Origin of the sequence: Corallococcus sp. AB018 (genome assembly GCF_003986945.1) — a bacterium.
In the GTDB taxonomy this organism is placed as follows: Bacteria; Myxococcota; Myxococcia; order Myxococcales; family Myxococcaceae; genus Corallococcus; species Corallococcus exiguus.
Window position 1 is genome coordinate 20,696 of record NZ_RAWR01000106.1, and the last position, 13,258, is coordinate 33,953.

Annotated in this window: 13 protein-coding genes; 6 read left to right on the plus strand and 7 right to left on the minus strand. The window is 70.4% G+C overall.

What is annotated here, in order from left to right:
* Positions 1-30 precede the first annotated feature (30 nt).
* Positions 31-1,035, minus strand: a complete 1,005-nt coding sequence (locus tag D7Y11_RS22665; protein WP_014395219.1) for an N-acetylornithine carbamoyltransferase — start codon at positions 1,033-1,035, stop codon at positions 31-33.
* Between the two features lie 180 nt (positions 1,036-1,215).
* Here D7Y11_RS22665 and D7Y11_RS22670 point away from each other — a divergent pair, with 180 nt between their 5' ends.
* Positions 1,216-1,635: an arginine repressor gene (locus tag D7Y11_RS22670; protein WP_120577887.1), complete on the plus strand. Its 420-nt coding sequence runs from the start codon at positions 1,216-1,218 to the stop codon at positions 1,633-1,635.
* Here the strand turns inward: D7Y11_RS22670 and D7Y11_RS22675 are convergent.
* Together D7Y11_RS22675 and D7Y11_RS22680 are read right to left on the minus strand one after the other, a co-directional pair.
* Positions 1,616-2,140, minus strand: coding sequence for a 2'-5' RNA ligase family protein (locus D7Y11_RS22675; RefSeq protein WP_120577886.1), 525 nt, complete (start codon positions 2,138-2,140; stop codon positions 1,616-1,618). The two genes, D7Y11_RS22670 and D7Y11_RS22675, sit on opposite strands and share 20 nt — an antisense overlap.
* A 45-nt stretch (positions 2,141-2,185) precedes the next feature.
* Complete coding sequence (locus tag D7Y11_RS22680; protein ID WP_126934755.1) at positions 2,186-2,884, minus strand: NADPH-dependent F420 reductase; 699 nt, start codon at positions 2,882-2,884, stop codon at positions 2,186-2,188.
* A gap of 277 nt (positions 2,885-3,161) precedes the next feature.
* Between D7Y11_RS22680 and D7Y11_RS22685 the strand changes: the two genes are divergently transcribed.
* Genes D7Y11_RS22685 through D7Y11_RS22695 form a run of 3 tightly spaced genes read left to right on the plus strand, consistent with a single transcriptional unit; the run spans position 3,162 to position 8,099 of the window.
* Complete coding sequence (locus D7Y11_RS22685; protein WP_158641982.1) at positions 3,162-4,052, plus strand: hypothetical protein; 891 nt, start codon at positions 3,162-3,164, stop codon at positions 4,050-4,052.
* Positions 4,053-4,060: 8 nt separating this feature from the next.
* Entirely contained in the window at positions 4,061-7,327 is a 3,267-nt protein-coding gene (locus D7Y11_RS22690) for a serine/threonine-protein kinase (protein WP_126934757.1), read from the plus strand.
* A 31-nt stretch (positions 7,328-7,358) separates the two neighbouring features.
* Entirely contained in the window at positions 7,359-8,099 is a 741-nt protein-coding gene (locus D7Y11_RS22695) for a glutathione S-transferase C-terminal domain-containing protein (RefSeq protein WP_120577882.1), read from the plus strand.
* Between the two features lie 67 nt (positions 8,100-8,166).
* Here the strand turns inward: D7Y11_RS22695 and clpB are convergent, their stop codons facing one another.
* Entirely contained in the window at positions 8,167-10,791 is a 2,625-nt protein-coding gene (clpB, locus tag D7Y11_RS22700; protein ID WP_120577881.1) for an ATP-dependent chaperone ClpB, read from the minus strand.
* 255 nt (positions 10,792-11,046) lie between these two features.
* Here clpB and D7Y11_RS22705 point away from each other — a divergent pair, with 255 nt between their 5' ends.
* The gene (locus D7Y11_RS22705) at positions 11,047-11,565 is read left to right on the plus strand and encodes a hypothetical protein (protein WP_169822751.1); all 519 of its coding nucleotides are present in this window, start codon (positions 11,047-11,049) and stop codon (positions 11,563-11,565) included.
* Between the two features lie 51 nt (positions 11,566-11,616).
* On the opposite strand, the gene D7Y11_RS22710 is transcribed toward D7Y11_RS22705, so the two are convergent.
* The 3 genes from D7Y11_RS22710 to D7Y11_RS22725 are packed head-to-tail and all read right to left on the minus strand — an operon-like array spanning position 11,617 to position 12,892.
* Positions 11,617-12,279 carry a hypothetical protein gene (locus D7Y11_RS22710; RefSeq protein WP_169822750.1) on the minus strand — a complete coding sequence of 221 codons (663 nt, stop codon included), beginning with the start codon at positions 12,277-12,279 and terminating at the stop codon, positions 11,617-11,619.
* Positions 12,276-12,587, minus strand: a complete 312-nt coding sequence (locus tag D7Y11_RS22715; RefSeq protein ID WP_120581667.1) for a DUF1844 domain-containing protein — start codon at positions 12,585-12,587, stop codon at positions 12,276-12,278. The genes D7Y11_RS22710 and D7Y11_RS22715 overlap by 4 nt, the downstream gene beginning before the upstream one ends.
* Positions 12,584-12,892, minus strand: coding sequence for a hypothetical protein (locus tag D7Y11_RS22725; protein ID WP_199733990.1), 309 nt, complete (start codon positions 12,890-12,892; stop codon positions 12,584-12,586). The genes D7Y11_RS22715 and D7Y11_RS22725 overlap by 4 nt, the downstream gene beginning before the upstream one ends.
* Positions 12,893-12,985: 93 nt before the next feature.
* Between D7Y11_RS22725 and D7Y11_RS22730 the strand changes: the two genes are divergently transcribed.
* Positions 12,986-13,258: thiamine phosphate synthase (locus tag D7Y11_RS22730; RefSeq protein WP_199753765.1), on the plus strand; the 273-nt coding region annotated here is incomplete at its 3' end.

Genomic DNA, 13,258 nt, shown 5'->3' on the forward strand with positions numbered 1-13,258 from the left:
GAAGAAGGGTGGGGCGGCGGGCCGTGTGAATCAGCCGCCGCGCATCCAGGCCAGGAGGGCGCGCTGCACGTGGTAGCGGTTGCCCGCCTCATCCACGACGCGGCTGCTGGCGTGATCCAACACCTCGTCGGCGACCTCCACGTTGCGGCGCACGGGCAGGCAGTGCAGGAACGCCGCGTCCTTCGCGGCCTTCGCCATGTGCCGGCGCGTGGGCATCCAGCCCGAGTACGACGCGAGCAGCGCCGCCACGTCCGTGGGCGTGCTCGCCGTCTGCGCGGTGGGGCCCCAGGACTTCGCGTACACGGCGCGGCTGCCGACCAGCGCCTCGTCCTGGTCGTGCGTGTACGTGATGCTGCCGCCGGTGGCCTTGGCGTACGCCTCCGCCTCCGCGCGCACGGCCGGGTGCAGGTCGAAGCCCGGAGGATGCGCCACGCGCACCTCGCAGCCCGCGGCCGCCGCGGACAGGAGGAAGGAGTTGGGCACGGCCTTGGGCAGCGGCTTGATGTGCGGCGCCCAGGTGAGCGTCACCGGCAGCTTCTTCGTGGTGCCGAACGTCTCGCGCAGGGTGAGCGCGTCCGCCAGGCCCTGGCAGGGGTGCTCGCGCGCGGACTCCATGCTCACCACCGGTACGGTGGCCCACTTGCGGAAGGCGTTGATGACGGGGTCGGCCTCGTCCTCCTCGTCACCGCCACCCTGGGAGAAGGTGCGGATGCCGAGCATGTCCACGAAGCGCGACAGGACAGGCGACGCCTCCTTGATGTGCTCCGCGCGGTCCGCGTTCATCACCGCGCCGGGCCGGTCCTCCAGCTTCCACACGCCAGAGCCCACGTCGAGCACGATGGCGTGCCCGCCCGCGCGCAGCATCACCGCCTCGAAGGACGTGCGCGTGCGCAGGGACGGGTTGAAGAACACCATGCCCAGGAGCTTCCCCGGGAAGATGTGGCCCGGATCCTTCTGCTTCCACGCGGCCGCCTGCGAGAGGACCGCCTCGACGCCTTCCGGGCCCAGGTCCTGAATGCGGGTGACATGCTTCATGGGCTTCGTGCTCCCCCGGCCGCGCCGGATGGATGGGGACTGCTGAATATGCACTTGAATTCGTGCATATTCCTTGAGGAGGCGCGGATATTATGCAGAACGGCGCAGCGCGCAAGAACATTCACTGGGATTTTTCATGCGCCTTGCGTGCGTATTCAGCCGCATGCATGGTGAATGTGAATGAACCTGGACGACGCCATCCTTCAGCTCATCTCCCTCCAGGACGTGCCGGATCAGTTCGTCCTGCAGTCGTTGCTCGAAGAGGCGGGGCACACGCCCAGCCAGTCCACGCTGTCGCGGCGGCTGAAGAAGCTGAGCGTGCAGAAGGTGAACGGGCGCTACCAGCGCGCCGAGCCGCCGGTGATGCCCGTGCCGCTCGCGCCGAAGGTGACGATCATCGAGGCGCCGCCCAACATGCTGGTGCTGAAGACGGCGCCCGGCTACGCGCAGATCTTCGGGCTGGCGCTGGACCGCGAGGCGGTGGAGGGCCTGGCGGGCACGGTGGCGGGGGACGACACCATCTTCATCGCGGTGAGGGATCCGTCGTACTTGCGGGATGTGCGCGAGGCGGTGGAGGAGCTCATCCAGCGCGGCCCGTGAACGGGAACCGGCGCACGGACTCCCACGGGCCGCCGAGGTAGCGCCAGAGCAGCAGCGCGGGCGAGTGCGAGTCGAAGGCGGACCAGCCCGCGCCCAGCTCCGCGAGCGCGGCCTTCGCCTCCTCCACGGTGGCCTTGTTCATCAGCGTGACGTGGGGCCGGAAGGGCTGACGGTCCTGCGGCGTGAGCCACTCCACGTAGGCGCGGGAGAGCTCGCGGTGCACGGGCGTGAGGCCGGGGGCTTCCACGTCCACCGCCATGCCGCGTCCCAGGCTCCGCAACTTCGTGAAGCGCAGCGTGGGCGGGGGGCGCTCGGTGACGACCTCGAGCGCTGCCTCCACGGCGTCCTGCTCATGCCCGGGCAGGTGGTGGAAGAGGGACACGTGCGCCGGGATGACGTTGCGCTCGGGTGGGAAGTAGCGGCGGCGCAGGCCGTCCAGGCGCGTGAAGGCTTCTGGCTCCAGCTCAGCGGTGACGAGCAGCGGGGCTTCGGGGAGGGCGGCCATGCGGCGCACACCTTCCGTCCGAAGCCCCAGGGGCACAAGAGGCGCTCAGCCTTGCGACGCGAAGAAGGCCCGCAGCGAGTCGTCGGCCTTCTTGCGGTACTCCGGCAGGCGCGAGCGCTCTGCCTCGGCGAGGGCCTTCTTCACGCCCGACGCATCGAAGTCGTGGGTGTAGACAGGCGTGCCGGGCTGCTGGCGCCACGAATCGGTGATGCTTCCCGCGTCGATGCCGTCGAAGCCCAGCTCCTCCACGAGCTTGAGCACCTTCGCGCGGTGCTCGGGCGGATCCCCCGCGATGGGCAGCGCCACCCGGCCGGGCGTGCCCTTCGGCAGGCCCTTCTCCAGGAGGCTCTGGAAGAAGATGTTGTTGAAGGCCTTGATGACGGGGCGGCCGATGAGCGAGGCGACCCACTCGCTCTCCACCTTGCCGTTCTCCAGCTCCGGGATGCTGCCGTCGCGCACGGGGTAGTAGTTGCCCGTGTCGATGATCACGACGTCCTTCGGCACGTTCGCGAACAGGCCCTTCGGCAGGTCAGGGATTGCCTTCTGGGGGATGGTCACGACGACGACTTCGCCGGCCTTCGCCGCCTCTTCGACCGTGACGGCCTTCGCGCCCGTCTCCTTCGCGAGGTCGCGCAGGGTGTCCGGTCCGCGTGAGTTCGCGATGGACACTTCATGGCCCAGCTGCGTCCACCGCCGAGCCAGGGTTCCACCGATGAATCCCGCGCCAATGATTCCGATCTTCATGTCGTCCTCGTCCGGAAAGTGAGTCCCACGACTGCAAGCGCCGGTCGGATGCGCGGCCCGCGTGCGTGATTCGCGGTCCTGTTGGATTGCCACCGGACCCGCGTGCGGACGACCTGATGGGTGGACTTCCTGCTCCGGGTGTTCCGGCGTCAACGCTTGGGGCCTGGGTCCGACGCCTTCCTGCCGGGCGTGTGAGCGGATGGGGCCTTCCGCCCCGACCCGGGCATTCGCTAACGTTCCGGTCCGGGCTGGTCCTTGGGAGACCCGCCCTGCTGCCATGGCCCACATTCCATCCGAGCTGGTCGCGGCCTTCCGGGGGACCGCCGCGCGAACCCTGTCCTCCGAGGAGGACACGGCGCTTGCGCCCATCCTGATGGGCATCCTCGAGCGTTGCGAGGCAGCCTGGCCTGGCGTCAGGCTTGCTCCCAAGGCCTTCGTCGCGCATCTGGGGCTGCACACGCCGCCGAGCGAGCCCCTCGCGCAGGCCCTGTCCGCGCTGCATTGCGAGGACCTGTATCTGGCGCTGGCGTCGGTGGAGGGGCAGCGGGCCGCGCTGGATGTGCTGGAGTCCGCAGTACTGGTGCCCGCGGGGCGAGCGGTGCGCCGCGTGGAGGACTCAGACGCCTTCGTGGACGAGGTGCTCCAGCTCACGCGCCTGCGGCTCCTGGTGGAGGAGGGCGGCCGAGCTCCGCGCCTCACGGAGTACGCGGGCCGGGGGCCGCTGCGGCGGTGGGCGGAGGCCGTGGCGCTGGGCATCGCGCTGTCGCTCAAGCGCAAGCCGGACCGGAGCACGCCGCTGGATGACGCGCTCATCGCCGCGGACCTGGGCGCGACGGATCCGGAGCTGGAGCACATCCGCCACCGCTACCGTCCCGCCTTCCGCGCCGCCTTCACGGAGGCCCTGGCCGCGCTCGCGCCGCGCGACCGCAACCTGCTGCGCATGGGGTTGGTGCAGGGCCTGGGCGTGGAGTCGCTGGGCGCTCTGCACCAGGTGCATGCGTCCACGGTGTCGCGGTGGATGGCGAAGGCGCGCGAAGCGCTCCTGGAGCACACCCGGCAGGGCCTGGCCCGGAGGCTCGCGCTCAACACCTCTCAGCTGGACAGCCTGCTGCGCGTGCTCGACGGCAGCCTGGAGATCAGCCTCGCGTCCCTCCTGAAGGAAGGGTGATTCCCTCCATGCCCGAGTCCACCGCCCACCTCGACGAGGTCGAGTTGCTCGACCTCGCGGACGGCATTCCGTCCCAGTCCCTGCGCGAGCGCGCCGAAGGCCACCTGGACACCTGCGCGTCCTGCCGTGAGGCCCTGGCGGACTTCCTGCGCGTGCGCGCCGTCCCAGCGCCGGACGTGCACGCCGCGCGCACGGCCGTGGCGGTGTCGGAGCCGTTCACCCGCTCCGTCAAGTCGCGCATCCCCCAGGTCGCGCAGGGGACGCTGCTGGGCCGCTACGTGGTGCTGGAGCGGCTGGGTGCGGGAGGCATGGGCGTTGTCCACGCGGCGTATGATCCAAGCCTCGACCGTCGCATCGGACTGAAGCTCCTGCGCGCGCCGACCTCCGCCAGCGGCTCCCAGGGGGGAACAGAGCGGCTCCTGCGCGAGGCCCAGGCCGCCGCGCGCACGCGCCACCCGCACGTCGTCGCCGTGCACGATGTGGGGACGTTCGGGGACGTCGTCTTCATCGCGATGGAGTTGGTGGACGGCGGCACCGTGCGCCAGCACCTGCTGGAGGCCACCCGACCGTGGCGCGACGTGGTGCGGCTCTACCTCCAGGCGGGCAGGGGGCTCGCGGCGGCGCACGCGGCGGGCGTCGTGCACCGGGACTTCAAGCCGGACAACGTGCTCGTGGACAAGGAGGGCCGCGCCCGCGTGACGGACTTCGGGCTGGCCCGCCTGGAGTCCTCCGAAGAAGCAGATGCCACAGCGCTGGGGCCCGGCAAGACCGCGTCGCCCAGGAGCGCCCCAGGAGATGCCGCGTCGCCTAAGGGTGCCCCGGACGAGGCCTCGTCGCCGATAGCCATTCCGGGCGAGACCATGTCGCCGAAGGGCACCCCGGGTAACGCCGCGTCTCCGATGGTCGGCCCGGGCAACGCCGCGTCTCCGAAGGGCGCCCCTCTGGTCACCAGCGTCGCGGGCACGCCAGGGTACATCGCGCCGGAGGTGCTCACGGGCTCCCCCGCGGACGCGCGGTCGGATCAGTACGCATTCTGCGTCTCGCTGTACGAAGGGCTGCACGGCCAGAAGCCCTCCTCCACTGAGGCCGGCGGCCTGGCGAACCGGAGCAATGTCCCACGCGCCGTGCACGCGCTCATCGTGCGCGGACTGTCACCGGAGCCCGGGGCCCGCCATCCCTCCATGACGGTCCTGCTCGACGCGCTGGAGCGCGCTGCCTTCCCACGCACCAGCGCGAAGATGGCAGCCGCTGGAGTGGGAGCGGGCCTGCTCGCCATCGCGGCCGCGGTGGTGTTCGCCCGAGGCCCGTCGCCCTGCGCGGATGACCCCACGCGGCTCCAGGGTATCTGGGACGCGGACCGCAAGGCGGTGCTGCTCAAGGCCTTCCAGGCCACGGGCGCGCCGGACGCTGTCGCCGCCTACGAGGCCACCGCCCGGACGCTGGATGCCTATGCCTCCGGTTGGAATGACAGCCGCCGCGACGCGTGCCTGGCCACGCACGAACACGGCACGCAGTCCACCGCGGTGCTGGACCTGCGGACCCACTGCCTGGAGCGCCGCCGCCGGGAGCTGACCGCGCTCACGGAGGTGCTCTTCTCCTCGGACCGCGTGGGCGTCGCCAGCGCTCCAGAGGCCGCGCAGGCGCTGAGCCCGCTGTCGCGCTGCGCGGACGTGGAGGCCCTGTCCCAGCCGGTGCCCCCTCCGGAACGGCCCGAGGTCGCCGCTCGCGTGAAGGCCGCCTACGCGAAGCTGGACGACGCGCGGGCCCGCCTGGGCGCGGACCGGTGGCAGGACGCCGTGGACCGCGTCGCCCCCATCGTGAAGGAGGCGGAGACGCTGGGCTACAAGCCGCTCCTGGGGGAGGCCCTGCTCATCGAAGGCGAAGCCCGTGCCTTCCTGCGAGACGAGGCCGCGGAACCGGCGCTGCGCCGCGCGATGCTGGCGTCACTGTCCGGGCGCGACGACCTGCGCGCCGCGGAGGCCGTCGTCTTCCAGGTCTTCGTCGACGGCGAGGTGACCCAGCGTCCGGAGCAGGCCAAGGCCCACGCCGACGAGGCCCGGGCGCTCCTGGAGCGGTCCGGCGGCAACCTGGAGCTGGAGTCCCAGTTGCTCGCGTACGAGGGCAACTCGCTGGAGCAGCAGTCGCGCTCGTCGGAGGCGCTGCCCGTGCTTCAGCAGGCGCTGGCGCTCCAGGAGCGATTGCACGGCCGCGACTCGCCACGGCTCGCCCGCGCGCTGCTCACGATGGCCTCCACCCAGCGGTCGATGGGGCGCGCGGAGGAGGCGCTTGCCACCATCCAGCGCGCCAGGAAGGTGTTGGAGGCCGCCTACGGCCCGGACCACCCGAAGGTCGCCATCACGATCAACAACATGGGCGGGACCCTGGTGGAGCTGCGGCGCTACGAGGAGGGGTATGAGGCCTTCCTGGAGACCCTGCGCCGCTATGAGCGCATCTACGGCCCCGACCACCAGCCCCAGCGCTACGTCGCCGGCCTGCGGGCGAACCTGAGCGCGGCGGCCTTCCGCATGGGGCGCTACGACGAGGCCGAGCGCCGCATGCTGGAAGCCCGGGTCATCTACAAACAGCTGTTCCCCAAGGGCTCCATCTTCCGGATCCGCTCGGGCACCAACCTGTCCCAGATCCTCATGAACCAGAGCCGGGTGGCGGACGCCCAGGTGCTGCTCCAGGAGATGGAAGAGGAGGTGGCTGCGGCCCGGGCCGATGGCCGCAGCGATCCCATCTTCGCGGCGCCGTCGCGATGCCAGGCGGAAGCCTGGATGCGGCTGGGGCAGTCCGAGCGCGCCGTCGCGGAAGCGAAGCGCAGCGTGGCCATCGTGCGGGAGCTGAAGGGGGAGACCGAGCTGGGAGAATCGCTGCGCGTCCTGTCCGTGACCCTCACCCGGGCGAAGCAGCTCCACGAGGCCCGGGACGTGGCGCGTGAGCTGTTGGCCCTGCACCACAAGCTCGCGGGCGAAGAGACCCGGCCTCCCATGGAGATGGAGGAGATGATGGCCGAGCTGTCCCTGGCGCGCGGTGAGGTGGACGAGGCCCGCAAGTGGGGGGAGCGCTCCCTGGAGGCCTGGAGTCAGACGGCCGCCCCGCCCCTGGAGATGGCCAACATCCGCTTCATCCTGGCCCGCGCGCTGCGCAAGGCCCACCTGGAGCCGGAGCGGGCCCGGGCACTGGCCACCGCCGCCCGCGACGCCGTGCTCCCCACCGCCGAGCCCCGGTTGCTCAAGCTCTCCGAACTGGACGCGTTCCTGCGAGAGCGCTGAGGCGCGCGAGGCTGCTAGGGTGCCGCCCCCTATGCGAATCCTCGTCGGACTGACCTCGTCGGGCTGGACGGAGAAGGCCCGGTGGGCGTTGGACCACCACCGCGTCGCCTACCGCTACCAGGACTATGTCCCCCTCATCCAGGAGCGCTGGCTGCGCAAGCAGGTGGCGCCGGGCGTGAAGCCCTCCGTGCCGCTGCTCGTGGACCCGCCCCAGCCGGCCACGCACGGCTCGTTCGCCATCGCGAAGCACGCGGAAGGAGTGGGGCAGGGCAGACCGCTCTTCCCGGCCGCGCAGGTGGACACCATCACTGCGTGGAACGACACCAGCGAACACGTGCTGGACCTGGCGCGCGCCTACGCCATGCCGCGCATGCTGACGAACTCCCGAGCCCAGGCGGAGATGCTGCCGAAGTTCGTCCCCGGCTGGCTGCGTCCGGTGTTCGCGCCCTCCGCGCGCCTGGGCATGCGCTACGTGGTGAAGAAGCACCAGGTGGCGGACAGCTCGCCGGAGGCCATCGAGGCCGCCGTCGCCCCCTCCTACGACAAGCTGCGCGCCGCGCTGGGGGGCCGGCCCTATCTGCTGGACGCGGGCTTCACCTACGCGGACATCACCACCGCGGCGATGCTCGTGCTGCTGGGGCCGCCCGCGGACCGGCACCTGCCCATGGGGCCGGGCACGCGCGAGGTGTGGACCCACTCGGGGCTCGCCGCGCGCTTCCCGGACCTGCTCGCGTGGCGCGACGCGCTCTACGACAAGCACCGCCGCACCTGAAAACACCACGGGCCGCCTCCCGGTGAGGGAAGGCGGCCCGCCGTGAATCACCGGTGCGTGCAGCCGGCTACTCCGCCTGCTTCACGCCCTTCGAGTTGTCCACCAGCACCTTGCCGAAGGTGAGCCCGTCGGGGCCGGCGTCCGCCTGGATGTGCTCGCCCGGCGCGAACTCGCCGTTCAGCACCTTGATGGCGAGCGGATCCAACAGGTACTTCTGCACCGCGCGCTTCAGCGGCCGGGCGCCGTACGTCGGGTCGTAGCCGCGCTCCGCCAGCAGCTCCCGCGCGCCTTCCGTGAGGTCCAGCGTGAGGCGCTTGGCCTGGAGCAGCTTCTGGAGCTTGCCCAGCTGGATGTCCACGATGCGGTAGATGTCCTTCTTGCGCAGCGGCTCGAAGATGACGATTTCGTCCACGCGGTTGAGGAACTCCGGCCGGAAGTGGCTGCGCAGCGCTTCCATCACCTCGCCGCGCGTCTTCTCGTTGAGCGTGTCCGTGCCCGCCATGCCCTCCTGGATGGCCTGCGAGCCGATGTTGGACGTGAGGATGAGCACCGTGTTGCGGAAGTCCACCGTGCGGCCCTGGCTGTCCGTCACCCGGCCCTCGTCGAGGATCTGCAGCAGGATGTTGAACACGTCGTGGTGTGCCTTCTCGATTTCGTCGAAGAGCACCACCGTGTACGGCCTGCGGCGCACGGCCTCCGTCAGCTGGCCGCCCTCCTCGTAGCCCACGTAGCCCGGGGGCGCGCCCACGAGCCGGGACACGGCGTGCTTCTCCATGTACTCGGACATGTCGATGCGGACCATGGCCGTGTCGTCGTCGAAGAGGAACTCCGCCAGCGCCTTCGCCGTCTCCGTCTTGCCCACGCCCGTGGGGCCCAGGAAGATGAACGAACCGATGGGGCGGTTCGGGTCCTGCAGTCCGCTGCGCGCGCGGCGCACGGCGTTGGACACGGCCTCAATCGGGGTGCGCTGGCCAATCACGCGCTCGGCGAGCCGGTCCTCCATCTTGACCAGCTTCTGCATCTCGCCCTCCATCAGCTTGGAGACCGGGATGCCCGTCCACTTGGCCACCACGGAGGCGATGTCCTCGGAGTCCACCTCCTCCTTGAGGAACTTCTGGTTCTTCTGAAGCTCCGCCAGCTTCTCGTTCTGCGCGGTGACTTCCTTCTCCAGCGAAGGGATGACGCCGAACTTCAGCTCCGCCGCGCGGTTCAGGTCGCCCTGACGCTCGGCAGCGGCCTGGTCGTTGCGCGCCTTCTCCTGCTTCTCCTTGAGAGAGCGCAGGGCCGCGATGGCCTTCTTCTCCGCGTCCCAGTGGGCCTTGAGCGAGTTGAACTTCTCGTTCAGGTTCGCGAGCTCCTTCTCGATGGTGGCCAGGCGCTCACGCGAGTGCGGGTCCGTCTCCTTGCGCAGGCCCTCGCGCTCGATTTCCAGCTGCGTCACCTTGCGGCGGATGTCGTCGATCTCCGTGGGCATGGAGTCGATTTCGATGCGCAGGCGGCTGGAGGCCTCGTCGACCAGGTCGATGGCCTTGTCCGGCAGGAAGCGGTCGGAGATGTACCGGTGGCTGAGCGTGGCCGCCGCGACGAGCGCGGAGTCCTGGATGCGCACGCCGTGGTGCACCTCGTAGCGCTCCTTCAGGCCACGCAGGATGCTGATGGTGTCGTGCACCGTGGGCTCGCCCACGAACACCGGCTGGAAGCGGCGCTCCAGCGCGGCGTCCTTTTCAATGTGCTTGCGGTACTCATCCAGCGTCGTCGCGCCAATGCAGTGCAGCTCGCCGCGCGCGAGCGCCGGCTTGAGCATGTTGCCCGCGTCCATGGCGCCTTCGGCCTTCCCGGCGCCCACGAGCGTGTGCATCTCGTCGATGAAGAGGATGATTTCGCCCGCCGCGTCCGAGACCTCCTTGAGGACCGCCTTGAGGCGCTCCTCGAACTCGCCGCGGAACTTGGCGCCGGCCACCATGGAGCCCAGGTCCAGGGTGATGAGGCGCTTGTTCTTCAAGCCCTCCGGCACGTCGCCGTCCACGATGCGGCGCGCGAGCCCTTCCGCGATGGCCGTCTTGCCCACGCCCGGCTCACCGATGAGCACCGGGTTGTTCTTGGTGCGGCGGCTGAGCACTTGGATGCAGCGGCGGATCTCCTCGTCGCGGCCGATGACGGGGTCCAGCTTGCCGGCGCGCGCGGCCTCCGTGAGGTCGCGGCCGTACTTCTCCAGCGCCTGGTAGGTGGACTCCGCGTCCGCGCTCGTCACGCGCGAGGAGCCTCGCACTTCCTTCAGGCCCGCCTGCACGCGCTCGCGCGTCACGCCGGAGGACTTCATGGCCTCGCCGACGGCGCCCTTGTCCTGGGCCAGCGCGAGCAGCAGGTGCTCGGACGAGGTGAACTCGTCCTTCAGCGCCTTGGCCTCGTCCTCGGCCTTGTCGAAGGTCTTCATCAGGCGCTGGCTGAGCATGGCGCTCTCGCCGCCCTGGATGCGGGGGAGCTTCTGGAGCGCTTCGCCCAGCCGGCCCGCGAACAGCTTCACGTCCACGCCAATCTTGCGCAGAAGAGGGTCGACGATGCCGTCCTTCTGCCCCAGCAGTGCCGCGGCGAGGTGCTCCGGCTCGTAGTGGGGATTGTCGGCCCGGCGGGCCAGCGACTGACCCTCCTGGATCGCCTCCTGCGCCTTCACCGTGTATTTGTCGAGTCGCATGACCTCAACGTAAGGGCCGGGGACCCCTTGGCAAGGCGACACTGCCCGTATGCCCGGCGATTTCCCTGGAATACTTTGAGCCGCTGGAAGCGGCCGGGTAATCGTGGTGGCGAAGTTGCCAGGGGGTGGGGGGGTCGGTTATAGGCGGCGCCCATCCTCGGGGGCTTCACTCTGGACGCGCACGGCGGCTATCTCGTTCGACTCGACACCTTCTCCGGGTTGGCGCTCGTGCGTCTGGCCCGGGAGGCCCTGTCGATGGACAGCGTCCCGGCCGCCACGGCGCTGCGCGTCACCATCAACCGCCGCCGCAAGGTGGTGCGCCTGGCCTTCCTGGGGCCCTTCTCCCAGGGTCGGCAGGGTGCCCACTGGTACGCGGCGCACCACGCCCTGGCCCGCCTCCTGTCCGCCGCCGCCAACGCCACCGTGCACGCCTACGTGTACGACGCGGACGAGGGCGAGGAAGTCATCGCCTACGGCAACGGCCGCCGGGTGGGTGGGGAGAAGGTGGTGTACGAGGACGCGGAGCTGCCGTGTCCCCTGGAGGAGCTGGACGACGAGGCCTTCGCCCGCCTCCAGTCCCGCTGGCCCATGGGGCACCTGGCGTACGTGTTCGGCCTGACCCGGGACGAGCTCCTGCGCATCCCCCAGGCCCCGCTGGCCCGCGTGCTGCCCCTGGAGGGCACGGCCGCCGGCTCTGAAGCGGACGCGATGGCCGCCCTGGAGGCGCTGCTCCTGGGGCCCGCGCTGCCCCGCGCGGAGACGGACGCGGGCTGAAGCAGCACGGACGGCCTTTCAGCGCCGCGCCGCGTCAGCCCTGTCCGGACTTCAGGGCTCTTCCGTCGGCCCGTCGAGCGTGACGATGGCGTCCCGCACGCCCTCGCTGCGGAAGTACTGGGCGAGCAGGGCGAAGCCACCGGCGACGAGCACCGTGGGGAGCACCGCGCTGAGGGTCATCAGGGACGGGACGAGCGCGTAGAGCTGCTGCGCCGTGGCCGGGTCCTGGAACTCCGGCAGGCCCTTGAGCCCCTCCACCATGGCCTGGCTGGTGTGGCGGGCCACGACGGTCCACTGGGCCCCGTCGATGGTGCGCATCAGCGCTGCGAAGATGCCCGCGCCGCCGAGCAGCTGCCGGAAGCCATCCCGGGGGACGCCGTCGGGGGAGCGCAGCATGCGGCTGGAGGCGAAGAAGAGCAGGGTGCAGGCCACCGTCAGCCCGGTCAGCACCAGGGCGCGCGACTCGCGCATGGGGGAGAGCGCGGACAGCTGCGCCTCCATGATGGCCTGGGTGACGGCGGGGTCCTTGCCCAGCAGGGCAATGGTGGGGGTGTGCTCCCGCTGCGCTTCGCGGTGGGCCTCGAAGTTCATCATGACGGAGGCCTCGCTGCAGGCGAGGAACCCCGTCAGGGTGGAGAGCATCAGGCACAGCCCGGCGGCGATCCGCACGCCCCGGGGCAATCCCCCCGGGCGGGTGACTTCACGAGGCTTCACTTCCGGCTTGCCTCCACGTAGCGCATGCGAAGGTCGGACAGGAGGTTGTCCACCAGCTTCTCCTCCTCCGCGGTGAGGTTGCCGCGCGTCTTCTCGCGGAGCATCGCCAGGAGGTCCAGGTTCTGCCGGGCCGAAGGCAGGTCCTTCTCCAGGCGGCCCGTCTCCGGGTTCGGCGCCCCACCCAGGTGGATGAGGACGGCGGAGCCCAGTCCGACGATGAAGGTGCTGAACGACAGGGACTCCTCGGAGGCGGGGCTCGCATCCCCCGTCATCACGAAGGTCTCACCCCGCTTCTCCGAAGGGCTCATTCGGACGCCTTGTCCTCTTCGCCAGCAGGCTCGTCCGCCTCGTCCGACTCGTCCTCGTCCGACTCGTCCTCGTCCGACTCATCCTCGTCGGAGGCGTCGTCGTCCGTATCCTCGTCGTCGTCCTCGTCATCGAAGTCGTCGTCGATGTCGCCATCCATCAGCGTCTCGATGGGGACGGACTTGTCGGCCACGTCCGGCAGCTCCTCGAGGTGCTTCTTGTACGCGTCCTCGTCCACCTGGCCGCTGCGCTGGTAGCGGTCGGCGGTGCGCTTGTCGAGGTGCTTCGGGTTGATGCCATCAGCCATGATTCAAATCCTCGGAATTGCTTGGAAAACAGCGCGGCACCTTATAGCAGGAGGGGCGCCTGTCAACGCTGGTGTCCCCAGGCCCGGAAACCGATGAACGTCTCGCCCCGCCCCCCGCTTCCCCAAGGCCCGTACCTGCTGTGCGACGACAGCATCCGCCCGGAGTTGCCCCTGGTGGACAAGGCCGGACAGCTGCTTCAGGGCGGTGCCCGGATGCTCCAGCTGCGCATGAAACACACCCCTCCCCGGGAGGCCCTGGCGGCGGCCCGAGCGGTGGTGGCCCTGTGCCGGCGGGCGGGCGCGGTGTGCCTCATCAACGACCGGGTGGACCTGGCGCTCCTGTCGGACGCGCACGGGGTGCACGTG

Coding starts and splice junctions, on each gene's coding strand:
- D7Y11_RS22665 (WP_014395219.1), bottom strand. CDS start 1,035: ATGAAGCATGTCACCCGCATTCAGGACCTGGGCCCGGAAGGCGTCGAG.
- D7Y11_RS22670 (WP_120577887.1), top strand. CDS start 1,216: ATGAACCTGGACGACGCCATCCTTCAGCTCATCTCCCTCCAGGACGTG.
- D7Y11_RS22675 (WP_120577886.1), bottom strand. CDS start 2,140: ATGGCCGCCCTCCCCGAAGCCCCGCTGCTCGTCACCGCTGAGCTGGAG.
- D7Y11_RS22680 (WP_126934755.1), bottom strand. CDS start 2,884: ATGAAGATCGGAATCATTGGCGCGGGATTCATCGGTGGAACCCTGGCT.
- D7Y11_RS22685 (WP_158641982.1), top strand. CDS start 3,162: ATGGCCCACATTCCATCCGAGCTGGTCGCGGCCTTCCGGGGGACCGCC.
- D7Y11_RS22690 (WP_126934757.1), top strand. CDS start 4,061: ATGCCCGAGTCCACCGCCCACCTCGACGAGGTCGAGTTGCTCGACCTC.
- D7Y11_RS22695 (WP_120577882.1), top strand. CDS start 7,359: ATGCGAATCCTCGTCGGACTGACCTCGTCGGGCTGGACGGAGAAGGCC.
- clpB (WP_120577881.1), bottom strand. CDS start 10,791: ATGCGACTCGACAAATACACGGTGAAGGCGCAGGAGGCGATCCAGGAG.
- D7Y11_RS22705 (WP_169822751.1), top strand. CDS start 11,047: ATGGACAGCGTCCCGGCCGCCACGGCGCTGCGCGTCACCATCAACCGC.
- D7Y11_RS22715 (WP_120581667.1), bottom strand. CDS start 12,587: ATGAGCCCTTCGGAGAAGCGGGGTGAGACCTTCGTGATGACGGGGGAT.
- D7Y11_RS22725 (WP_199733990.1), bottom strand. CDS start 12,892: ATGGCTGATGGCATCAACCCGAAGCACCTCGACAAGCGCACCGCCGAC.